This window comes from Agrobacterium tumefaciens, assembly GCF_013318015.2.
Lineage (GTDB): Bacteria > Pseudomonadota > Alphaproteobacteria > Rhizobiales > Rhizobiaceae > Agrobacterium > Agrobacterium tumefaciens.
Genome location: NZ_CP115841.1, coordinates 1974976 through 1998167, shown reverse-complemented (window position 1 = coordinate 1998167; position 23192 = coordinate 1974976). Strand labels below are relative to the sequence as shown.

The window sequence follows — 23192 nt, the reverse complement described above, 5'->3', positions numbered from 1 at the left end:
AGGCATGCTCAGGGCCGAGGGGGCTGATATGGCCATTAACCGCTCATGCTGCACTGCGGCAGGTAAATCGAACCCTAATGTTTCGTCAGTGATTCCTAACAGATAGCGGGTGGCATCGCTCAAAATGCCCTGTTGCGGTGCAATGTTTTCGATTGCGAACGACGGATCGGCATTTGCCCCAAAAACCGGCGCTTCCGGAATGGTTTTTCTTGCTGAATGACCATTTAATGCCTATATTTTTCGCAACGTGATTTTTTTTTAATCAGATGGAGCTAAACCAGAGCTAACGGGTTTGCTTCACAATCAAAGTGCTTCGATGCAAACAAAGTGAGATGTTCGATATGGCAACTGGCTTTCATCGTGAAACGGCAACGATCTTTCAATTTCCGGTCGGCGGACGCGCGGGGCTCTCAAAGTTCCGTAACATCGGGCTGAGCGATCTGGAGCGCGAGGCACGTCAGCCGCATGTCGATTTCGGCTCCTGGTATCATGACGATGCGATCCGCGACGAAGAGCGGGACGACAAGCCGCACGCCTGATGTGAAGCGTTGCTGATCGTTTCTTCTCCCCTGCCGGGGAGAAGGTGGCGCGAAGCGCCGGATTAAGGGACGACTTCTCAGTCTGCCTCCGACCTCGCACCCTCGACCCGCTGCTGCTCTCGTCTTGCCTGCCGGAGAAGAAGCAAGTTGAAACGCCAGGTTTCACATCGGTTGCCCCGGCCGGGATTTCCCTCTCCCCAACACCCCCTGCAGCTTTCGCCACCCCGCCTACGTCAATTGACGTATACGGTTTCTTGCCCGCGAGATCGATAGTCCCTTCCAGCAGCGGTCAACGATGCCGCTGAAGCCCCGTGAGGGCTAAACAAGGAGAGGGGTTCTTCCGATGACATTCCGCAAGACGCTTAGCGCCGCGCTGCTCGGCGCAATCATGTCCACCACCGCCTTCCATGGCGCATTTGCCGCCGACGATACGATCAAGGTAGGCGTGCTGCATTCTCTTTCCGGCACCATGGCGATTTCAGAGACGACGCTGAAGGACGCCATGCTGATGCTCATCGACGAGCAGAACAAGAAGGGCGGCGTTCTCGGCAAGAAGCTCGAAGCCGTCGTGGTCGACCCGGCCTCCGACTGGCCGCTGTTTGCCGAAAAGGCCCGCCAGCTGATTTCGCAGGACAAGGTCGCCGCCGTTTTCGGTTGCTGGACATCTTCGTCGCGCAAATCCGTGCTGCCGGTTTTCGAAGAGCTGAATTCCCTGCTGTTCTACCCGGTGCAGTATGAGGGTGAAGAATCCTCCCGCAACATCGTCTACACGGGTGCAGCGCCTAACCAGCAGGCCATTCCGGCCGTCGATTATCTCGCCAAGACCGAAGGCGTCGAGCGCTGGGTTCTGGCCGGTACCGACTATGTCTACCCGCAGACCACAAACAAGATCCTGAAGGCCTACCTGATGTCGAAGGGCGTCAAGGAAGACGACATCATGATCAACTACACCCCGTTCGGCCAGTCCGACTGGCAGACGATCGTGTCCGACATCAAGAAGTTCGGCTCGGCCGGCAAGAAGACCGCCGTTGTCTCCACCATCAATGGTGACGCCAACGTGCCCTTCTACAAGGAGCTGGCGAACCAGGGTATCAAGGCCGAGGACATTCCGGTCGTCGCCTTCTCGGTCGGTGAAGAAGAGCTTGCCGGTCTCGATACCGCGCCGCTGGTCGGCCACCTTGCCGCCTGGAACTACTTCCAGTCTGTCGATACCGAGGTCAACGCCGAATTCATCAAAACCTGGCATGCGTTTACCAAGAACGACAAGCGCGTGACGAACGACCCGATGGAAGCCGCCTATATCGGTTTCAACGCCTGGGTTAAGGCCGTCGAAACCGCAGGTACGACCGATACGGACGCAGTTCTTGACAGCATCATCGGCGTTTCCGTGCCGAACCTTTCTGGCGGTTACTCCACCGTCATGCCGAACCATCACATCACCAAGCCGGTGCTGATCGGTGAAATCCAGGCCGATGGGCAGTTCGAAATCGTGCAGCAGACGCCACAGGTCGTGGGTGACGAATGGTCGGATTATCTCCCTGACTCGAAGGATCTGATTTCGGATTGGCGCAAGCCGATGTCCTGCGGCAACTTCAACGTCGCCACGGGCAAGTGCGGCGGCAAGGGTAGCTGATAGGGGTTAGTGGTTTCCGCCCCCTCGTTGGGGGCGGTTTTATCATTCGAAACTGAACAAGCATGCCCCCCTCTGCCCCGCCGGGCATCTCCCCCACAGGTGGGGAGATCGACTCGCGGCAAGGCTCCGCCCTTTCTCATCTGTAGAGACAGAGCGACGCAGGCGCGTCTTGCCGATCTCCCTCCTTGTGGGGGAGATGCCCGGCAGGGAAGAGGGGGGTAAGCCACTTACTCATCGCCAGATAAAATACACCGCCGCTCCAAGGAACCCGACATGACGATCCGATCTTTTCTCGGAGCCATCTTCCTCTGGCTCACCCTGGGGATCGCCGCCCAGTCCCTCGCGCAGAGCGATCCGAAGGCGCTGATCGACCAGCTCGGCACGGCTGACTTCAAGCAGGCCGAAACATTGATCGGCCAGATTGCTGCCACCGGCGACGCGCGGGTGGTGCTGGCGCTTGAGGCTTTTGCATCAGGCGATCTTTACGTGCGCAAGGCCGACAATCTGGTGTTCATGACCAAGCCGTCGGGTTCCAATTTCACACTCATCGATCCGCTGACCGGCGAAAGTGCTGGCGAAGCGCCGAAGGCGGCGGTTACCAAGATCAGGGTCAACAACAATCTGCGTCGCGTCATCCGCGCCGCGATGGGCGGCCTGACGTTGCTCAGTCCGGAACGCTCGGTACGGCTTTCCGCCGCCGATGCGGTTCTGAAAGCCCCCAGTGCCGAAAATCTGGAATTGCTGGAAGCGGCCATATCCAAGGAAACCGACAAAGAGGTGCGGACGCGGATGGAGGAGGCGCGGGCTGTCTCGCTGCTTTCCTCCGACCGCCCCCTTGAGGTGAAGAAAGAAGCGATCGCCACCATCAAGGCGCTTGGCGGGCGCGATGCGATCAGCATTCTGATGGCGGCGACGCCCACGGTTGATCCGAGCCTGAAGCCGGATGTGGACGAGGCGATTTCCAGCATCGAGAGTTCCCTTGCCTTCTGGGATTACGCACAGAATGTCTGGTACGGCCTGTCGCTCGGCTCGGTGCTGCTGCTGGCCGCCATCGGTCTTGCCATCACCTTCGGCGTCATGGGCATCATCAATATGGCGCATGGCGAGATGGTGATGATCGGCGCCTATTCCACCTTCATGGTGCAGGAGTTGATCCGCAGCCATTTCCCCGGCCTGTTCGACTGGTCACTGGCGATTGCCCTGCCGGCCGCCTTTCTGGTCACAGCCTGCGTCGGCCTCATCATGGAGCGCGGCGTCATCCGCTATCTCTACGGGCGACCGCTGGAAACGCTGCTCGCCACCTGGGGTATCTCGCTGATCCTGCAACAGGGCGTGCGTTCCATCTTCGGCCCGACCAACCGTGAGGTCGGCAGCCCGAGCTGGATGTCCGGCTCGTTCAGCGTTGGTTACCTCAACTTCACCTGGAACCGCGTGTGGATCGTCTGCTTCTCGCTTTCCGTCTTCTTCGCGCTGCTGGTGCTTTTGAAGCGCTCCGCCTTCGGCTTGCAGATGCGCGCTGTGACCCAGAACCGCCGCATGGCCTCTTCCATGGGCATCCGCACGCCCTGGGTGGATGCCTTCACCTTCGCGCTCGGTTCCGGCGTTGCCGGCCTTGCCGGGGTAGCGCTGTCGCAGATCGACAATGTCTCGCCCAATCTCGGCCAGAGCTACATCATCGACAGTTTCATGGTGGTGGTGTTCGGCGGGGTCGGCAATCTCTGGGGAACGCTCGTGGGTGCGCTGTCGCTCGGCGTGCTCAACAAGTTCCTTGAGCCGACGGTGGGCGCCGTGCTCGGCAAGATCCTCGTGCTCGTTCTCATCATCCTGTTCATCCAGAAGCGGCCGCGTGGTCTCTTCGCACTCAAGGGAAGGGCGATCGAAGCATGATTACCGGCTTCCTCCTGCGCGCGCTCGATCGGCGCATTTCCATCGCCATCGGCATCATCCTGGCCATCGCCGTGCTGGTGCCCGCCTCCAATCTGCTGTTGCCGGCTGACAGCGCGTTCCGCATCCCGACCTACATCATGTCGATGCTCGGCAAATATCTGGCCTATGCGCTGCTGGCGCTGGCGCTTGATCTGGTTTGGGGATATTGCGGCATTCTCTCGCTCGGCCACGCCGCCTTCTTCGCGCTCGGCGGTTATGCCATGGGCATGTATCTGATGCGGCAGATCGGCACGCGCGGTGTTTACGGCCATCCCGTGCTGCCTGACTTCATGGTGTTCCTCAACTGGAAGGAACTGCCGTGGTTCTGGCATGGCTTCGACATGTTCTGGTTTGCAGCACTGATGGTGCTGGTGGTGCCCGGCCTGCTCGCCTTCGTGTTCGGCTGGTTCGCCTTCCGCTCGCGCGTCAACGGCGTTTACCTCTCCATCATCACGCAGGCCATGACCTACGCCCTGCTGCTTGCCTTCTTCCGCAATGACATGGGTTTTGGCGGCAACAATGGTCTCACCGATTTCAAGGATATTCTCGGCTTTTCCGTGCAGGCGGATGGCACCCGTGCCGTGCTGTTTGCGATGACGGCCGTGATGCTGGCGCTTTCGCTGCTGATTGCATCCGGCATCGTCAATTCCAAATTCGGCAAGGTGCTGGTGGGCGTGCGCGATGCCGAACGCCGGGTGCGCTTCCTCGGTTTCCGGGTGGAAAACATCAAGCTCTTTACCTTCGTCGTCTCGGCCATGATGGCGGGCATTGCCGGTGCGCTGTTCGTGCCGCAGGTGGGCATCATCAATCCCGGCGAATTCTCCCCCGCCAACTCCATCGAGGTGGTGGTTTGGACCGCAGTCGGCGGGCGCGGCACGCTGATCGGGCCGATCATCGGCGCGCTGCTGGTCAATGGCGGCAAGAGCTATTTCACCGGCGCTTTCCCCGAATTCTGGCTGTTTGCACTGGGTGGGCTGTTCATCGCGGTGACGCTGTTCTTCCCCAAGGGCATCGTCGGCACCGTGCAGCATTATCTGGTCGGGCTGCGCGAAAAGCGTGTTGCGCGGGCGGCAAGTGCGGCCGGACAACCGGGCAATGACAGTGCTGCAACAGCGGCGCAACAGGCGGCGGAGTGAGGCTGATATGAACACGGTTTCCGAAAACAGAACCAAAAGCCTGCTTTATCTCGACGGTGTTTCCGTTTCCTTCGACGGGTTCAGGGCGCTCAATTCCCTGTCCTTCGTGGTGGAGCCGGGCGAGCTGCGGGCCATCATCGGTCCGAATGGCGCCGGCAAGACGACGATGATGGATATCATCACCGGCAAGACCCGGCCGGATACCGGCACGGTGCTGTTCGAAGACAGCATCGACCTCACGAAAAAGGACGAGGCGGACATTGCCCAGCTGGGCATCGGGCGTAAATTCCAGAAGCCAACGGTGTTTGAAAGCCATACCGTCTGGGACAATCTGGAACTGGCGTTGAACCGCAAACGCGGCGTCTTCGCCACGCTGTTCTACAGGCTGACAGCGGAGGACAAGGCGCGTATCGAGGAAATCCTCGCCACCGTGCGTCTCAGCCACCGCCGCGGCGATCTCGCGGCCAACCTCTCGCACGGCCAGAAACAGTGGCTGGAGATTGGCATGCTCTTGGCACAGGAACCGAAGCTGCTGCTGGTGGACGAGCCGGTGGCCGGCATGACGGATGCGGAGACAGCCGAAACCGCCGTGCTTCTGAAGGAAATCGCCAAGACCCGCTCGGTCGTGGTGGTGGAGCACGACATGGGCTTCATCCGCGAGCTGGGCGTGAAGGTGACGTGTCTTGCCGAGGGCTCGGTGCTGGCGGAAGGGTCGATCGATTTTGTGTCCAGCGATCCGAAGGTGATCGAGAATTATCTGGGGCGGTGATGGAAGCGTCTGCGGCTTTATCCCCCTCTGCCCTGCCGGGCATCTCCCCCACAAGGGGGGAGATCGGCAAGCGGCTAACACCCTGCCCCAAGACCAGTAGGCGATGGGACGAGCGGGAACGGCATCTGATCTCCCTCCTTGTGGGGGAGATGCCCGGCAGGGCAGAGGGGGGTAGCGCCGCCCACCAAAGCATCAATGGAGTTGCACCATGCTGAACGTCGAAAACATCAACCTCCACTATGGCGCAGCCCAAGCCCTGCGGGGCGTGTCTCTGAAAGCGGAGATGGGCAAGATCACCTGTGTTCTCGGCCGAAACGGCGTAGGCAAAAGCTCGTTGTTGCGCGCGGTCACCGGCCAGCATGCCATCAGTGGCGGGTCGATCAGCTTTGAAGGAGCGGCACTGGATGGGCTGGCGCCTTACCACCGGGCCAAGCGCGGTGTCGGCTACGTGCCACAGGGGCGTGAAATCTTTCCGCTGCTCAGCGTGCAGGAAAACCTTGAAAGCGGTTATGCGCCGCTGCCGCGCAAGGAGCGTTTCATTCCCGACGATATTTTCAGCCTGTTTCCGGTGCTGCAATCCATGCTGGGCAGACGCGGCGGCGACCTGTCCGGTGGCCAGCAGCAGCAGCTCGCCATCGGCCGGGCGCTGGTGACGCGGCCGAAAATCCTCGTTCTCGACGAGCCGACCGAAGGCATTCAGCCGTCGATCATCAAGGATATCGGCCGCGCAATCAAATATCTCAGGGATTCAACCGGTATGGCGATCCTGCTGGTCGAGCAATATCTGGATTTCTGCCGTGAGCTTGCCGACTATGTCTACATCATGGACCGCGGCGAAATTGTGCATGAGGGGCTTGCCGAAACGCTGGATAAGCCCGAGGCGCGTCGCCATCTGACAGTATAAATCGACACTAGAAGCCACGCACGCCGATCACGGCGTGCAAACGTCCGATTAATATTTTGAAAGTCTATGCGTGTCTGCATGGCTTTTATGCGCAATTTTAGCATTTCATTGAATAAACGCCTGTGATATTGGCAGCGGAAATGCTGCATGCGAGACACAGACGAAGTCTATTCGCACGCCGCGACAGTTGATCCCTTACATTCCACGCGCGTCCGACGTATCGTCGGGGAAACCGTGCCCAATAAAGGCGTGTCAATGCATCAAGACTTTGCCCTTGGCCGGGCTGCCCGGCTGTTCCGCTCCGCCCGCACCCTGTTTCTGGGTCTTGCGATCTGCGCGAGCGCGAGTGTCGCAGCGTCGGCCTCGACCTGCGGTCAGCTTGCTCAACCCGGCGTGGAACCGGGCAGGCATGATTTTTCCATTCTTTCCAGTGGTCAGAAACGCGAAGGCGTTTATTTCGTTCCATCCGCCTATGACGGAAAAAAACCGGTGCCTGTGGTGTTCGATTTCCACGGCTCCAACAGCAATCCGCACGGACAGCTGAACCGCAGCGGCTGGGACAAGCTTGCCGAGCGCGACGGCCTGATGGTGGTGGCGCTGGCCGGCAGCCTCAATGGCGAATTGCCCGGCACCCATGCCTGGAACGTTCCTGGTGTTACCACCCGTCCCGGCGGGCTGGATGAGGTGAGCTTCATTCGCGATGCAATTGCCATGGTGAAAGGCAAGTTCTGCGTGGATGAGGAGCGCTTTTACGGTTCCGGTTATTCCGGCGGCGGGCGCATGCTGTCGCAATTCATCTGCAATGGCAGCGCGGATTTCACCGCTGCCGGCTTCGTTGCATCGTTGCGCGCGGGTTATCCGCTGGAGACCGAGGGCAAATGGGGACCGGATGCGGCAAGCTGCAAGCCGGCGCGGCCGATGTCGATCATCGCCTTTGCGGGTCTGAAGGATCCGGCCAATCCCTATCAGGGTGGTGGCAAGTCCTACTGGCAATATGGCGGCGAGACGGCGCTGAAACGCTGGGCGGAAATGGACGGCTGCAAGGGCGGCGCGAAAACCAGACCGGGCGAGAGCTTCACCGTCAATTCCTATGACGTCTGCAAGGGCGGGGCACGTATCCAGTCCTATGTCATCGACAATTGGGACCATGCCTGGCCGCGCGCCACCATGAAGGCGGAAGTGCTGGCAGCGTCGGCGGTCCTTACCCGCAAGCCTGGTGGCGAGCAGACGCCGAAGGCGGAACCTGCCGTGGAGCGCAAGATGCCCACAGGCGAAGTGACGCGCACGGTTGATGCGGCGGAAAGAATGTGGGATTTCTTCCGCAACACGGAAGGACAGATGGTGGTGGATGCCGTCGTCAAAAAAGATTGCGGCGCCAAGGCCGGGTCCGCTTCTGCAACCGTTTCGGAGACCGCGTGCAGCCAGAACAGCAAGCCTTCCGCCCTTCCGGTCTCGAAGACGGCGAACCTGCCCGGCAGCAGCGCGCCCGTGGCAGAGGACGCATTGTAACCAAGGCTGTCGAAGGTCGCAGCCGGCTGGACCAATTGTTCCAGGAAGGTTGCGCCAAGATCCGCCTGCCGGATACGTTTTCCAACGAGATCGAGGCCATCCTCATCAACTCCTCCGGCGGATTGACCGGCGGAGATGAAATGGAATGGCAGGCTGTTGCCGGGGCCGGCACCTCGCTGGTGGTGACGACGCAGGCCTGCGAGAAGGTCTACAAGGCATCCTCCGGAACCGCCACCGTCACCGCCCGCGTTTCCGCAGGGCCGGGCGCCCGGTTGCACTGGCTGCCGCAGGAAACCATTCTTTTCGACCGCGCGTCGCTGACCCGCAGGCTGGAAGCCGATCTCGACGCAACCTCCGAATTCATCGCCGTCGAAGCCGTGCTGCTCGGGCGTCAGGCCATGGGCGAAGCGATGCAGCATGGCCTGTTCCGGGATCGATGGCGCATTCGCCATGGCGGCCGGCTGGTACATGCCGAAGAGCTGCTGCTTGCGGGAGAAGTGGCGGAGCTGACTGCAAAACCGGCGGTGCTTGCCGGGCAGGTGGCCTTTGCCACGCTTCTTTATATCGGGCCACTGGCCGAGGCGCTTTTGCCTAAAATCCGGGCTATTGCCGGTGAAAGCGGCGGCGCCAGCGAATGGCAGGGCAAGCTTGTCGTGCGCGTGTCCGCCGCCGACGGTTTCTCCCTTAGAAAAATACTTTTTCCGATCATTTCGCTCTTGCGAAACAGCGCGCCAGTGCCGAAAGTCTGGAATCTGTAAAGCTCCGGATCGCCCGCGACAGGCGACCTTCCGGGGTCTGTCAAACAAGTCGGATCAGCCCCCGAAACACTGTGTTTTGCGGGACAGGTGCGAAAGCTGCGGGACGACGATGAACCTTACTCCGAGAGAAAAAGACAAGCTGCTCATTTCCATGGCCGCCATGGTGGCGCGCCGCCGGCTGGAGCGTGGCGTGAAGCTGAATTACCCGGAAGCGATTGCGCTGATTACCGATTTCGTTGTCGAGGGCGCCCGCGATGGTCGCGCGGTGGCCGACCTGATGGAAGCCGGCGCGCATGTCATTTCCCGCGATCAGGTTATGGAAGGCATCGCCGACATGATCCATGATGTGCAGGTGGAAGCAACATTTCCCGACGGCACCAAGCTTGTGACCGTTCACGAACCGATACGCTGAGGGGGACGATATGGCGCTGGAGCTTCGGCCCAATTGCGAATGCTGCGACCGTGATCTTGCCCCCGACAGCCGGGATGCGATGATCTGCTCGTTCGAATGCACCTTTTGCGCCGACTGCGCGACCGATGTGCTCAAAGGCGCCTGCCCGAATTGCGGCGGCGAGCTGGTTCGCAGGCCCATCCGCCCGGCGGCCAATCTCGTCAACAATCCGGCATCGACGACACGGGTGCTGAAGGCTGAAGGCTGCGCGGCAGCCACCGCTGCTTGAGAGAGACAAAGGGGAGCACCATGAAACCAGGCGAAATCATTGCCGCAGAGGGCACCATCGAACTCAATGCCGGCCAGCCGACGGTGACGATCGAGGTTGCCAATACCGGTGACCGGCCGGTTCAGGTGGGCAGCCATTACCATTTCTTCGAGACCAATGCGGGTCTTGTCTTCGACCGCGATAAGGTGCGCGGCATGCGTCTCGACATTCCGGCTGGTACTGCGGTTCGTTTTGAACCCGGCCAGAAGCGGGAAGTGACGCTGGTGCCGCTTTCCGGCAAGCGTGAGGTTTACGGGTTTCGTCAACAGATCATGGGGAGGTTATGAGATGGCGACGGCACATTATCACGGAAGTTGCCAATGCGGCGACGTGAGCTTCGAGGTCGATGCCGATCTCGACCACACGGTCGTGTGCAATTGCTCGCGCTGCAAGCGCTTGGCCTCGACGCTTGCCTTTGCGCCGCGCGAAAAATTCACCCTGCTTTCCGGCGACGACAAGCTGACGGAATACCTCTTCAACAAGCACAAGATCCATCATCTGTTCTGCTCCACCTGCGGCATTGAGAGTTTTGCCTATGCCGATGGGCCGGATGGGACGCCGATGGTGGCGGTGAATACCAATTGCCTTGATGGTGTCGATCCGCGTGCGCTGAAGCCGCAGGCTTTCGATGGCGCGGCTGCCTGAGTGATGGCCATGACTTTGAAAAAATTCTGTTTCGGTGCGGCTGTCCTGCTGTCTCTTGCGGCGTCTTCCGCATTTGCCGATGACGCGCCCGATTGCACCTCGCCGCAAACGCAGGCCGATATGACAATCTGCGCCGGCAAGGATTACGAAAAGGCCGACAAGCAGTTGAACGCCGCCTACCAGAAGGTTCGCAAGCAGCTTGCGGAGCGTGACAAGACGGCAGACGAAAGCGGCAAGGGTGCCGTGGATGCATTGGTTGCCGCCCAGCGTGCCTGGGTGGCGTTTCGCGATGCCAATTGTGATGCCTTCGGGTTTCAGGCGCGTGGCGGCACGATGGAGCCGATGCTGGTTTCCTCATGCCTGGCCGATATGAGCAACAAGCGCGCTGACGAACTGCGCCAGTTGTCCGAAGGTTTCTGAACGGTATGGGGCGGCGGATCATGATTGTCGGAAACGGAGAAATGCCGCAGGGCGTGGCTGATCTCATCGACCTTTCCGACATTGTCATCCGCTTCAACGATTGCCGTTCGCTGGGCGCTGGCGGCAGCCGCACGGATGTGGTGGCCGTTTGTAACACCGGCCGGCCGGGCCGCGAGATGAGCGAAGGGGCCGCGTGGCGCGACAATGAGGGGGTGCAGCAGGCTTCCGCTATCTGGTCGGTGCGCGATCCCGCGAAATTTTCGCAGATGGAGCCGGATATCCGCGCTCGCTGGCCCGAACTGACCGATTTTTGTGCCGATTATACCGCCGGTTTCGTAGCATTAGCCGAAGAGACCGGCAAGAGCCACCTCGTCATTCCGCGCGGGGTGCATGAGCGGCTTGATCACGCATTGCAGGTCTATGCGCCGGCCCCTTACGTCTGCCCGAGCACCGGGCTTCTTGCCATCGCCCATGTTCTGGAGACCGTGAGCGGCGGTGATGACGAGGTGGCGATTGCGGGCTTTGGTCATCACGGCTGGAACGGGCATCCGTTTGCCGCCGAAAAACAGCTTGTAGAGGCCCTCACACACGAGGGCCGGCTGACACGAATTTCTCCCATATCGATTTTCTCCGCGTCCGAAGGAGCCTGAACCCATGCCTTACAAGATTTCCCGCGCCGCCTATGCCGGCATGTTCGGCCCGACCGTCGGCGACAAGGTGCGTCTTGCCGATACCGAACTCTTCATCGAGATCGAGAAGGACTACACGACCTATGGCGAGGAAGTGAAATTCGGCGGTGGCAAGGTCATTCGCGACGGCATGGGCCAGAGCCAGGCGACGCGGGCCGAGGGCGCTGTCGATACCGTCATCACCAACGTCGTCATCGTCGACCATAGCGGCATCTACAAAGCGGATGTGGGCCTGAAGAACGGGCGCATCCACGCCATCGGTAAGGCGGGCAATCCCGATACGCAGCCGGGCGTGACAATCATTGTCGGCCCTTCGACAGAGGCGATTGCCGGCGAAGGCAAGATTCTGACTGCCGGTGGCATGGATGCACATATCCATTTCATCTGCCCGCAGCAGATCGAGGAAGCGCTGATGAGCGGCGTTACCTGCATGCTGGGCGGCGGTTCCGGCCCCGCGCATGGCACGCTTGCCACCACCTGCACCGGCGCGTGGCACATCGAGCGGATGATCGAGAGCTTCGACGCTTTCCCGATGAACCTCGCATTGGCGGGCAAGGGCAATGCTTCGTTGCCCGCGCCGCTGGAAGAGATGATCCTTGCCGGTGCCTCATCGCTGAAGTTGCACGAGGACTGGGGCACGACGCCCGCCGCCATTGACAATTGCCTGACGGTGGCTGACGAATATGACGTGCAGGTGATGATCCACACCGATACGCTGAATGAGAGCGGTTTCGTGGAAGACACGGTTGCCGCCATCAAGGGCCGCACCATCCATGCCTTCCACACCGAAGGGGCAGGCGGCGGCCATGCGCCTGATATCATCAAGGTCTGCGGCAATCCGAACGTCATCCCGTCTTCCACCAACCCGACGCGGCCCTACACCATCAATACGCTGGCCGAACATCTGGATATGCTGATGGTGTGCCACCACCTGTCGTCGTCCATCCCTGAGGATATCGCGTTCGCCGAAAGCCGCATCCGCAAGGAAACCATCGCGGCGGAGGATATTCTCCACGATATCGGCGCGTTCTCGATCATTTCCTCCGACAGCCAGGCCATGGGCCGTGTCGGCGAAGTGGCGATTCGCACCTGGCAGACGGCTGACAAGATGAAGCGCCAGCGCGGCCGTCTGAAGGAAGAGACCGGCGAAAACGACAATTTCCGCGTCCGCCGTTACATCGCCAAGTATACCATCAACCCGGCCATCGCGCAGGGCGTCAGCCATGAGATCGGCTCCATCGAAGTCGGCAAGCGTGCCGATCTGGTGTTGTGGAACCCGGCATTCTTCGGCGTGAAGCCTGAGATGGTGTTGCTTGGCGGTTCCATCGCCGCGGCACCCATGGGCGATCCGAATGCCTCCATTCCCACGCCGCAGCCGATGCATTACCGCCCGATGTTTGCCGCCTATGGCAAGCTGCGCACCAATTCCTCGGTTACATTTGTCAGTCAGGCGTCGCTGGATGCCGGCCTTGCAGGGCGTCTTGGTGTTGCCAAGAAGCTGATGGCGGTGAAGAACGTGCGCGGCGGTATTTCCAAGGCCTCGATGATCCACAATTCGCTGACCCCGCATATCGAGGTTGACCCGGAAACGTATGAGGTGCGCGCCGATGGCGAGCTTCTGACCTGTGAACCGGCGACGGTGCTGCCGATGGCGCAGCGTTATTTCCTGTTCTGACGGCGTTTCGTGGTGAGATTTATCACAAGGTGGATCGGCGGTGGCCTGCTGCTGACCATCCTGCTTCTTGTGCTCGGCACCGTCGTGCCGCGACCCTTTTTTGCCGATGAAACAAGCGGCGTGAGGGATCGCGAGATATTGCTATTGTCCAATCCGATACATACCGATATCGCCCTGCCTGTTGATGACGATCTGCGGCGGGTCTTTTCCGAATTGCAGGAGGGCGGTATCGCTGTCAACCATCCGGCTGCTGCCTATCTGGTGTTCGGCTGGGGTGGCCGGTCGTTTTACATACAGACGCCGACATGGGCCGACCTGAGGCCGATGCCGGTCGTGCGCTCTCTGACACTCGACCAGTCGGTGATGCATGTGGATGTGACGGGGGATTTTCCCGCCGACCTTGCCGGGGTGAAGCGCCTTCGCATTTCCGAAGCTGGATATCAGCGACTCGTGGCGGGCATTCGTGCGAGCTTCCTGCGGGACAATAACAAAGTTCAGCTTATACCCGGAGCTTCCTACAGCCTGACGGATGGATTTTTCGAGGCTAATGGCTGGTTCAATGCGCTGGCCGGCTGCAACACGTGGTCTGCCGCCATGCTGCGGCAAGCCGGCATTCGCACCGGCTGGTGGACACCGTTGCCGCCACTGTTGCGCTGGTCGGTAGCGCTGCACAATTGATCTTCCCGCGGTGCGACGTTTCGTTGATTTGACGTCTGGTAATCCGATTTTTATGCTGCACCGCAGCGCATCTTGCGCTAAAGAAACGGCAAAAGAATTCCGTGCGGATCGGTCCCAAGCGATCCGTGCAAAACGCCAGAAAATTGAAGACAGATCAGGAGACAAGACATGCTCGGCAAAAAAGTGCCCGCCGTTACCTTCCGCACGCGTGTTCGCGACGAGGCCGTTGGTGGCCCCAACCCTTTCCGTTGGCAGGACATGACCTCCGACGATTACTTCAAGGGCAAAAAGGTCGTTCTTTTCTCGTTGCCCGGCGCTTTCACGCCGACTTGCTCGACCTACCAGCTTCCCGATTTCGAAAAGCTCGCGGGCGAATTCCGCGCGCTCGGCGTCGATGAAATCTATTGCCTGTCGGTCAACGATGCCTTCGTGATGAACGCCTGGGCAAAAGGCCAGAACCTCGAAAACGTCAAGGTCATTCCTGACGGTTCGGGCGAGTTCACCCGCAAGATGGGCATGCTGGTCGCCAAGGACAATCTCGGTTTCGGCATGCGCTCCTGGCGTTACGCCGCCGTCATCAACGACGGTCTGGTGGAGCAGTGGTTCGAGGAAGAGGGCTATTGCGACAATAGCGATACCGACCCTTACGGCGTTTCCTCGCCGCAGAACATTCTGGAAAACCTGAAGAGCCGCGCTGCGGCCTGATTGCGGTTTGCTTTTTTTGACAAGGCCCGGCAGCGATGCCGGGCTTTTTCGTTTTCCGAGACGCGTTCCACCTGAAAACACGCCTTGAAATCGGCCGGGCTATCCGTCAACAATCGGAACCCCAAGACTGTTTCTGAAATGGATCATCCCATGCTGCGCGTCACGTCCTATCACCCCGCCGGAACTCCAGCCGACGAACCTTCCGGTTATGTCACTCTCGCGCATGACCAGCGGCATCTGCGCCGAAAACTTCTGCATTTGCAGAATGACGAGATGGTGATGTTGGATTTGAAGGAAGCTGTGCTGTTTGCCCATGGCGACCTGCTGGTGGTGGAGAACGGTGATCTGGTGGAGGTTCGCGCTGCGGACGAAAAGCTGTTCGAAATCAAGGCGAAGGATCGTCTTCACCTGATCGAGCTTGCCTGGCATCTGGGCAACCGGCACCTTTCGGCGCAGATCGAGGAGGAGCGTATTCTCATCCTGCGTGACCACGTGATCCGCGCGATGCTGGAAGGCCTTGGCGCAACAGTGCGTGATGTGGAAGAACCTTTCCAGCCGGCGCGCGGTGCTTACCACGCCCATGGCGGCCATTCCCACGGTCACGGGCATGACCATGGTCACCATCACGACCATGGCTGAGGCATGAGCGAAGATCGCGGCGTTGCCGCGCTGCTGCGGCTCATGGCCTGGATGTCGCCGGCCTTTCCTGTCGGCGGCTTTTCCTATTCTGGCGGACTTGAAAAGGCGGTGGAGGACCGGCGCGTCAGTGATGCCGCCGGCCTTTACGGCTGGGTGGAGGTGCTTCTGCGTTCCGGCAGTCTGTGGAACGATGCGGTATTTCTGGCTGATGCCTGGCGCAATGGAACGGACGCCGTCGCCCTGAGTGAAGCGGCGGATCTGGCTCGCGCGCTCGCCGGTTCTGCGGAGCGCTACCGCGAGACGGTGCTCCTCGGCGATGCCTTCGTTGCCGCCGCCGGCGCCTGGCCGAACGCGGTTCTTGAGCTGTTGCCGAAAGAGGTTCCTTATCCTGTTGCCATAGGTGCGGTGGCGGCAGGGCATGGCGTGCCGCTTCTGGAAACGGTTGCCGCATTCCTGCATGCCGGTGTCTCGCAGATCGTCTCCGCCGGTATCCGCCTCGGCGTCGCGGGGCAGAAGGACGGCGTTGCCATTCTCGCCGAAAGCGAGGCGTCGATCGGCGAAATGGCGGCACGGGCCGTGCAATCCACGCTCGACGATCTCGGCAGCGCCACTGTTATCGCCGACACCGCGACCATGCGGCACGAGATGCAGGGAACGCGGCTTTTCCGCTCCTGAATATCTCGCCGCGATGCAGCATTGCCGCCCTTGAAGCGGTCGTGCGAAGCGTTATGGTGGGACAACATCAAAGCATATTGAAGGGAACATGGTTGTGACATCGGGCATGAAATCGGGCAACGGTCCGCTGCGCGTCGGCATTGGCGGGCCGGTCGGTTCCGGCAAGACTGCGCTGACGGAAAAGCTTTGCAAGGCGATGAGCGCCGATTACTCCGTCGCCGTCGTTACCAACGATATCTACACCAAGGAGGATGCGGAAGCGCTGGTGCGCATGCAGGCGCTGCCGTCCGAGCGTATCGTTGGAGTGGAGACGGGCGGATGTCCGCATACTGCCATCCGTGAGGATGCGACGATCAATCTGCAGGCGATTGCCGGTCTCAATGCGCGCTTTCCCGATCTCGATGTTGTCTTCATCGAATCCGGTGGCGACAATCTTGCGGCGACTTTCTCGCCTGATCTTGCCGATATCACCATCTATGTGATCTCCGTCTGTCAGGGCGAGGAAATTCCGCGCAAGGGCGGGCCGGGCATCACCCGCTCGGACCTGCTGGTCATCAACAAGAAAGACCTTGCCCCTTACGTCGGCGCTGATCTGACGGTGATGGACAGTGATGCCACCCGCATGCGCAATGCCATGCCTTTCGTCTTTACCGACATGAAGCGCGGCGAGGGTGTCGATCGCATCGTCGGTTTCCTGAAAGAGCAGGGCGGTCTCTGAGACATGACCACGCCCCTCCGTTTTGGTCCCTATGACGTTTCCCGTTTTGTCGATGGTGTCTACAAGGCGCCTGTTGGCCACCTCATCCACCGACAGGGCGCGGATGCGCTGGCGGCGGCGCTTGCCGGGCATGAGGGCGAAACGGTGGATATGGACGTCAACTGTTTTGTGCTGTCAGGGCCTGATGGTATTTCGCTGATAGACACCGGTTGCGGCACGGCCTGGGGGCCGACCTACGGCCATGCCCGTGCGGGGATGATTGCCGCTGGGATCCAGCCTGATGATGTCAGCCGAGTTATCCTCACCCATATTCACGGCGACCATGCGCTGGGACTTATCGAAGGCGACCGGCCTTATTTTCCCAATGCGGACATATGGGTGCCCGAGGCCGATCTTGCCTTTTTCACCAGCGAGGATGCGCGCAAGACATTGCCGGCAGCGAGGCAGGGCGCCTTCGATATTGCCGCCCGGCTGCTCGACATTTGTGGGGCCATGCTGCGGCCAATCCCAACTGGCAGGATTGCCGAGGGTATGGAAGCCATCGCCATGCCCGGCCATACGCCTGGCCATACCGGCTATCTCATCGGTAATGGCGATGACCGGCTGTTATTGTGGGGCGATGTGCTGCATGTTAGCGCGTTGCAGGCGGACGATCCGGGTATCGGTTTCGTCTATGATATCGATTCCGAAACTGCATACTCGACACGTCTCGATGCGCTGGCCCAGGTTGCCGATCACGGCTGGCTGGTTTCCGGCGGCCATCTTGGTGGGTTTTTCCGCGTCGAGCGAAAGGGCGATCGCTTCCGCTTCGTGCCGCAGCCGGTCTGATATCCTGCTCGACAAAAAATTAGAGGACGGCATACCCGTAGGCGTCCCGTCCTCTTCCTCTCCCCGGTACTTCTTCAAATCTGCTTCAGCGCCGCGACATCATTGACCTGCACGATGCGGCCGCGAACGGTGACGCCCGCCTTTTTCAGTGCGGAGAAAGCGCGCGACAGCGCTTCCGGCGCAAGGCCGAGCTTGCCGGCGAGCAGGCTTTTCTGGAACGGCAGACGCAGCGAAAAGGACGTAGCGTCGCGCGGTCCCTGATTGATCAGGTAATGGGCAACGCGTTGCGGCGCGGTTTGCAGCCGGTCGTTGGCAATGCAATCCATGGTGCCGAGCAGGCTGTTGGAGAGGCAGCGCATCACGGCCTTGGCGATTGCCGGTTCCTGATCCACAAGGCTGCGGATTCTTGCCAGCTCGAAACGCGCCACGGTGCAGCTTTCCGCCGCCTGCGCGCTGTAACGATAGCTGTCGCTGCCGAAGATCAGGCATTCGTTGAAGGTATCGCCCGGACCGCTGACACGCACATCCGCCTCGCGCCCGTGCCTGTCCAGCCGGTAAAGGCGGACATAGCCCGACAGCACGCAGTAGAAATATTGCGCTGCCTCGCCCTCCTTGAAGAGCACATGGCGGGCATTGAGATTGGTGACGGTCGCCGCCTCCATCAGTTTCAACGCCGCCGCTTCATCCGCAATCCCTATCAGGGGCACGCGCAGCAGAATGTTCCTGTCCCTGTTGCTCAGCTTTACGGTCTTGTTCACGTCCATCCGGCTCCCGCTCAAACCTTTTGCCGGGTTGTCCGAAGCGATACGAAACCGGGGATGTTCCTTTTCCCTCACGCCTATCTGAAAAGAGCTCATCGCATTATCCTTCGACCGGCAATTCCCGATGCGAGGGAGATTAGCAGTTCACCTGAAAAGCGAATTGATTTCGATCAAATGGGTTTGGCGTTGGTGTGCGGGGAGCAGGGAAATGTGGAGCGAGCGGGTGCGGCCTATCTCTTCTCCCCGGCGTGGAGAAGAAGCCAGCCGCAACGCAGTCGCGACCAAGCAAACTCACCACAAAAGGAAACGCCGGGCACTGGACCCGGCGTTTTAACTTTCACTCGGCAGCGAGCGGCGGCAACCGCAATATGTTGCTGCCTTTGTCACCGGATTTTTCACCGGAGCCTTTTTCCATGCCGGCAACGCGCGCTTCCAGCGAGGAGAGCGCCAGGCTGTTTTCGCGGGCGATCTCCGAGAGTTTTTCGTTGGAGAGCGACTCTTCCTCCTCTTCCTTCTTGCCGACAAAGCGGCCGAAGAGGTGGGCGAGCAGGCGCGACAGGTCATCCATGATCAGGAAGAAGGCGGGGACCACGATCAGGGACAGCACCGTGGAGACGATGATACCACCGATCACCGCAATCGCCATCGGCGCGCGGAAGGAGCCGCCTTCGCCGACGCCAAGTGCCGAGGGCAACATGCCCGCCGACATGGCGATGGAGGTCATGATGATCGGGCGGGCGCGCTTGCGGCCGGCCTCGACCATGGCATGCACCCGTTCCATGCCGTGCCGGCGCATTTCAATGGCGAAGTCCACCAGAAGGATGGCGTTTTTCGTCACGATACCCATCAGCATCAGAATGCCGATGAGAACGGGCATGGAAAGCGCGTTCTGCGTGATGATGAGCGCCACAGCCACGCCGCCAATGGCGAGCGGCAGTGAGAACAGGATGGTGAAGGGCTGGATGATATCCTTGAACAGAAGGATAAGCACCACCAGCACCAGAAGCAGGCCGAGCAGCATGGCGTTGACGAAGCCCTGTTGCATTTCGCCCTGCACCTTGGCATCGCCGCTTTCGGCAAGGCGAACGCTTACCGGCAGTTCGGTTTCCGAAACGATCCGCTTGAACTCCGCCGTAGACGTATCGAGCGCTGTGCCGAACGGTACATCGGAGCCGATGGAGACGACGCGGTTGCGGTCGTTGCGCTTGATCGAGCTTGGACCTTCCGAATAGTCGATATCGGCAACACTGTAGAGCGGCACCAGCGAACCGGATGCGGTCTTGACCTTCAGCGCGCGGATGGTGGCGAGGTCACGGCGGGTATCGATGGATGCCTGCACGCGGATCGGGATCTGCCGGTCGTCCAGCGAGATTTTCGTCAACTGTGCGTCGATGTCACCGATGGTGGCGACACGCACCGTCTGCGAAATCTGCTGCGGCGTGATTCCAAGGCGGGCGATCTCGTCCTTGCGCGGGCGGATTTGCAGTTCAGGACGGGGAAGCGCTCCCTCCGAGCTGACATTGGCAAGGATGGGCGAGGCGCGCAGGCGGCTTTCGAGAATGCCGACGGCGTCGTTCAGATCCTTCTCGTTGGACGAGAGGAAGTTGAAGCTCAGTTCGCGTTCCGCGCGGTCGTTCAGCTTGATGATGCGTACATCCGGAATGCTGTGGACCTTGGCGAAGATATCCCGCTCAACATCCCACTGCGGACGGACACGGCCCTTTTCCTCGATCTTCGGAAGATATTGGCCGACAAGCGGAAGCGAGCCGAGACCCTTGTTGACAAGGGTTTTCAGCAGCGAATGGTCGATATGCTGGAGAATGACGTTGACGGTGGCGCGGCGAAGCTCCAGATCGCCCTTGGGCGAGGCGCCGCCGAGGATGAAGACGCTTTCCACACCGTTGATATCGCGGATGGCGTGGAAGATTTCGGTCGTCGTCCGGTCTGTCTCGTCCAGCGTTGCATTCGGCGGCAGTTCCACCGAAAGCGTTACGCGCGAGGCGTCGTCCGGCGGCAGGAAGCTGCCCGGCACCTGGCTAAGAAGCATGACGGAAGCAATGAGGAAGCCGATGGCGCCGACCAGCGTCAGGTAACGCGCCCACCATTTGGAGGTGGTGGCGGAAACCATGCGCGTATAGGCTTTCATCAGCCAGCCGTCATTGTCGGCATGGTCGTCCATCGCGTCTTCGGCGCGCATCAGATAGGCGGCCATCAAGGGCGTGATGAGACGGGCGACCGCCAGCGAGAAGAACACCGAGAAGGCGACCGTCAGACCGAACTGGATGAAGTACTGGCCGGGAATGCCTGGCATGAACGACACGGGTACGAAGACGGCGATGATGGTGAAGCTGGTGGCGATGACGGCAAGGCCGATTTCGTCTGCGGCTTCCAGCGAGGCGCGATACGGCGTCTTGCCCATCTTGATGTGGCGGGCGATGTTCTCGATTTCCACGATGGCGTCGTCCACGAGAATACCCGTGGCGAGCGTCAATGCGAGGAAGCTGACGAGGTTGAGCGAGAAGCCCATGATGTCCATGATCCAGAATGTCGGGATCGCGGAGAGCGGCAGGGCCACGGCGGCAATCAGGGTAGCGCGCCAGTTCCTGAGGAACAGCAGAACCACGATGACGGCGAGGACCGCGCCTTCGATCAGCGTATCGAGCGCTGCCGTATAGTTGCCATAGGTGAAGTAGACGGCGTCATCGACCATCTGGATCGCGACGTCGGGATGGTCCTTGCGGACCTGATCGAGGCTTTCGGCCACGGTTTTGGCGACCGAAACCTCGCTGGCGCCCTTGGAGCGGAACACCGCAAAGGTGACGGCGGGGTTGCCGTTGAAGCGCGAGAAGGACTTCTGCTCCTCATAGGTGTCCGTGACGGTGCCGAGTTCGGCGAGCTTTACGAAACGGCCATTGGAGAGCGCGATGGTGGTGTTGGCAAGCTGGGTAACGTCGCGGGTGTCGCCGAGCGTGCGGATCGTCTGTTCGTTGCCGCCAACCTGGCCGCGGCCGGAGCCGAGGTCGATATTGGTGCCGCGCAGCTGGCCGTTCACTTCGCTTGCGGTGATGCCGTAGGCGTCGAGCTTTTCGGGGCTGAGCGAAACGCGCACTTCGCGGTCGGCGCCGCCATAACGGTCGACCTTGCCGATGCCGGACTTGCCCTGCAGCGAACGCTTGATGGTGTCATCCACGAACCAGGACAGTTCTTCCAGCGTCATGTTCGGCGAGGAGACGGCAAAGGTCTGGATTGCCTGGCCTTCCACGTCGATCTTGCTGACAACAGGCACTTCGATATCAGATGGCAGATCGCTGCGGATCTTGTCGATAGCGTCCTTGACGTCCTGAACCGCCTCTTCCGTCGGCTTTTCGATGCGGAAGACAACGGTTGTCAGGGATTGTCCGTCGGTGACGGTCGACTGGATTTCGTCGACGCCGCTAATGGCGGCGACAGCGTCTTCGATCTCCTTCGTCACCTGCATTTCCAGCTCGGACGGCGAAGCGCCGCTCTGGGTCACGGTGACGGCAACGACGGGAACGTCGATATTCGGAAAACGGGTGATCGGCAGGGCGTTGAAGGCCTGGATGCCGAGGAACATCAAAAGCGCGAAGCCGAGAAGCGGCGCAATCGGGTTGCGGATTGACCATGCGGAGAAGTTCATTTCATTCCCTCAGTCAGTTGGACGCAGCCGTCTGGGCTTCCACCGGTCTTATCCGGTCACCATCACGCACGAATGCTCCAGCTTTCTCGACAACCTTGTCACCAGCGGCAAGTCCGCTGACAATCTCGATGAAACCGCTGTCTTCAATGCCGGTCTCGATCTTCACCTGCTTGACGATGTCGCCTTCCACCTTGCGGGTGGTCGAGCCTTCACGCCCGGAGGTGACGGCCGAAAGCGGCAGGGCAAGCGCGTTCGTCTCTTTTACGATGATCTCAGCGCTGGCATACATGCCCGACCGTGCCGGGCTGTCCGTCGGCAGCACCACATGCACGGAACCAAGGCGCGTTGCCGGATCGACGGTCGGCGAAACGAGACGCACCTTGCCCTCAATTTTTTTGGCTCCGCCGGCAACCGTCAAGAAAGCTTTCTGGCCGGCCTTCACCCGCTGGATGTCGGTCTCGGAAAGATCGGCGACGAGCTCGATCGCGCCGTCCTTGATGATCGTGAAAAGCGGGTTTCCCGCACCGCTGGCGATGGCGCCGACCTTGGCATTCTTGGCGGAAACGATGCCGGTGACGGGGGTCTTCACACCCGTGCGCGTCAGTTTCAGATTGATGTCGTCAATCTGCGCGTCCACGACCTTGATGTCTGCCTCTCCGGCGGAAACGGTCTGTTTGGCGGCATCAAGGCGTGCCTGCGCAACCTGGGCAGCGGCCTCGGTTTTTTCCGTCTCGGAGACGGAACCGGAACCGCTCTGGCCGAGCTTGGCGGCGCGGTCGCGCTGGCGAAGGGCATCCGCCTTGTTGGCCTCAGCCTCCAGAACCTGCGCCTTGGATTGCGCAACGGCGGCCTGCGCCTTGGCCCTGTTGGCCTCAAGCTGGCTTTTTTGCAGGAGAAGACTGTCCGAGGAAAGCACGGCCAGAACCGCATTGGCCTCAACCCTGTCGCCGATATCGACGTTCAGTTCGTCGATCGACAGGCCGTCGACCAGCGGCTGTACATAAATTTCGTCCACGGGCCTGATGGTACCGGTGGCGATGATGCGGTCCACGAGATCGCGTGTTGCGGCGTGTGCGACGATGATGGAAGGCAGGTTCTGCTGTTTGACCGGTTCCGGCACTTCTCCCTCGGCCACGGCCGAAAATGGCAGGGCCGTTGCGGAAAGAAGAAGGAAAACAAAGCGGTTAAACTTGACTTTATGCTGCATG

24 protein-coding genes are annotated in these 23192 nt (G+C 60.4%); 21 read left to right on the top strand and 3 right to left on the bottom strand.

Features of this window, described 5'->3' with window-relative positions; all coding sequences use genetic code 11:
- The first annotated feature begins 332 nt into the window (after positions 1-332).
- The 21 genes from G6L97_RS09930 to aidB all read left to right on the top strand — a co-directional run bounded on the left by G6L97_RS09930 (position 333) and on the right by aidB (position 17565).
- Positions 333-539 (top strand): DUF2735 domain-containing protein, encoded by a 207-nt coding sequence (locus G6L97_RS09930; protein WP_003513926.1) that lies wholly within the window; start codon positions 333-335, stop codon positions 537-539.
- A gap of 343 nt (positions 540-882) precedes the next feature.
- Entirely contained in the window at positions 883-2172 is a 1290-nt protein-coding gene (gene urtA / locus G6L97_RS09925) for an urea ABC transporter substrate-binding protein (RefSeq protein WP_111784103.1), read from the top strand.
- A 273-nt stretch (positions 2173-2445) separates the two neighbouring features.
- The gene (urtB, locus tag G6L97_RS09920; protein WP_111784102.1) at positions 2446-4059 is read left to right on the top strand and encodes an urea ABC transporter permease subunit UrtB; all 1614 of its coding nucleotides are present in this window, start codon (positions 2446-2448) and stop codon (positions 4057-4059) included.
- Complete coding sequence (gene urtC, locus G6L97_RS09915) at positions 4056-5234, top strand: urea ABC transporter permease subunit UrtC (RefSeq protein WP_174002881.1); 1179 nt, start codon at positions 4056-4058, stop codon at positions 5232-5234. The genes urtB and urtC overlap by 4 nt, the downstream gene beginning before the upstream one ends.
- 7 nt (positions 5235-5241) lie before the next feature.
- Entirely contained in the window at positions 5242-6003 is a 762-nt protein-coding gene (gene urtD / locus G6L97_RS09910; RefSeq protein WP_003513917.1) for an urea ABC transporter ATP-binding protein UrtD, read from the top strand.
- Positions 6004-6211: 208 nt separating this feature from the next.
- On the top strand, positions 6212-6907 hold the full coding sequence (gene urtE / locus G6L97_RS09905) for an urea ABC transporter ATP-binding subunit UrtE (RefSeq protein ID WP_174002879.1): 696 nt from the start codon (positions 6212-6214) through the stop codon (positions 6905-6907).
- A 255-nt stretch (positions 6908-7162) separates the two neighbouring features.
- Entirely contained in the window at positions 7163-8416 is a 1254-nt protein-coding gene (locus G6L97_RS09900) for an alpha/beta hydrolase family esterase (protein ID WP_019565111.1), read from the top strand.
- Positions 8323-9174 carry an urease accessory protein UreD gene (locus tag G6L97_RS09895; protein WP_162686682.1) on the top strand — a complete coding sequence of 284 codons (852 nt, stop codon included), beginning with the start codon at positions 8323-8325 and terminating at the stop codon, positions 9172-9174. The genes G6L97_RS09900 and G6L97_RS09895 overlap by 94 nt, the downstream gene beginning before the upstream one ends.
- A gap of 109 nt (positions 9175-9283) precedes the next feature.
- Entirely contained in the window at positions 9284-9586 is a 303-nt protein-coding gene (locus tag G6L97_RS09890) for an urease subunit gamma (protein WP_003513909.1), read from the top strand.
- 10 nt (positions 9587-9596) lie between these two features.
- Positions 9597-9854 carry a DUF1272 domain-containing protein gene (locus G6L97_RS09885; RefSeq protein ID WP_111784100.1) on the top strand — a complete coding sequence of 86 codons (258 nt, stop codon included), beginning with the start codon at positions 9597-9599 and terminating at the stop codon, positions 9852-9854.
- Between the two features lie 20 nt (positions 9855-9874).
- Positions 9875-10180, top strand: a complete 306-nt coding sequence (locus G6L97_RS09880) for an urease subunit beta (RefSeq protein ID WP_003491734.1) — start codon at positions 9875-9877, stop codon at positions 10178-10180.
- Between the two features lies 1 nt (position 10181).
- Positions 10182-10538: a GFA family protein gene (locus G6L97_RS09875; protein WP_111784099.1), complete on the top strand. Its 357-nt coding sequence runs from the start codon at positions 10182-10184 to the stop codon at positions 10536-10538.
- A gap of 9 nt (positions 10539-10547) precedes the next feature.
- Positions 10548-10958 carry a lysozyme inhibitor LprI family protein gene (locus G6L97_RS09870; protein ID WP_003513903.1) on the top strand — a complete coding sequence of 137 codons (411 nt, stop codon included), beginning with the start codon at positions 10548-10550 and terminating at the stop codon, positions 10956-10958.
- Between the two features lie 5 nt (positions 10959-10963).
- On the top strand, positions 10964-11608 hold the full coding sequence (locus G6L97_RS09865; protein WP_162686683.1) for a Urease operon accessory protein: 645 nt from the start codon (positions 10964-10966) through the stop codon (positions 11606-11608).
- A 4-nt stretch (positions 11609-11612) separates the two neighbouring features.
- Positions 11613-13322 (top strand): urease subunit alpha, encoded by a 1710-nt coding sequence (gene ureC / locus G6L97_RS09860; protein ID WP_013636712.1) that lies wholly within the window; start codon positions 11613-11615, stop codon positions 13320-13322.
- 9 nt (positions 13323-13331) lie between these two features.
- A complete protein-coding gene (locus G6L97_RS09855) occupies positions 13332-14000 on the top strand; it encodes a TIGR02117 family protein (protein ID WP_162686684.1) in 669 nt (222 codons plus the stop codon).
- Between the two features lie 168 nt (positions 14001-14168).
- Positions 14169-14705, top strand: a complete 537-nt coding sequence (locus tag G6L97_RS09850; RefSeq protein ID WP_013636710.1) for a peroxiredoxin — start codon at positions 14169-14171, stop codon at positions 14703-14705.
- Between the two features lie 150 nt (positions 14706-14855).
- Positions 14856-15344: an urease accessory protein UreE gene (gene ureE / locus G6L97_RS09845; RefSeq protein WP_162633806.1), complete on the top strand. Its 489-nt coding sequence runs from the start codon at positions 14856-14858 to the stop codon at positions 15342-15344.
- A 3-nt stretch (positions 15345-15347) separates the two neighbouring features.
- The gene (locus G6L97_RS09840; RefSeq protein WP_162686685.1) at positions 15348-16019 is read left to right on the top strand and encodes an urease accessory protein UreF; all 672 of its coding nucleotides are present in this window, start codon (positions 15348-15350) and stop codon (positions 16017-16019) included.
- Positions 16020-16125: 106 nt separating this feature from the next.
- Entirely contained in the window at positions 16126-16737 is a 612-nt protein-coding gene (gene ureG / locus G6L97_RS09835; RefSeq protein ID WP_013636707.1) for an urease accessory protein UreG, read from the top strand.
- 3 nt (positions 16738-16740) lie between these two features.
- Positions 16741-17565: an AidB family quorum-quenching N-acyl homoserine lactonase gene (aidB, locus tag G6L97_RS09830; RefSeq protein ID WP_019565121.1), complete on the top strand. Its 825-nt coding sequence runs from the start codon at positions 16741-16743 to the stop codon at positions 17563-17565.
- Positions 17566-17639: 74 nt separating this feature from the next.
- Here the strand turns inward: aidB and G6L97_RS09825 are convergent, their stop codons facing one another.
- From G6L97_RS09825 to G6L97_RS09815, 3 genes are all read right to left on the bottom strand, one after another.
- The gene (locus G6L97_RS09825) at positions 17640-18329 is read right to left on the bottom strand and encodes a Crp/Fnr family transcriptional regulator (RefSeq protein WP_019565122.1); all 690 of its coding nucleotides are present in this window, start codon (positions 18327-18329) and stop codon (positions 17640-17642) included.
- A gap of 334 nt (positions 18330-18663) precedes the next feature.
- The gene (locus G6L97_RS09820; protein ID WP_111784097.1) at positions 18664-21984 is read right to left on the bottom strand and encodes an efflux RND transporter permease subunit; all 3321 of its coding nucleotides are present in this window, start codon (positions 21982-21984) and stop codon (positions 18664-18666) included.
- 13 nt (positions 21985-21997) lie between these two features.
- On the bottom strand, positions 21998-23191 hold the full coding sequence (locus tag G6L97_RS09815; RefSeq protein WP_111784096.1) for an efflux RND transporter periplasmic adaptor subunit: 1194 nt from the start codon (positions 23189-23191) through the stop codon (positions 21998-22000).
- Position 23192 lies beyond the last annotated feature (1 nt).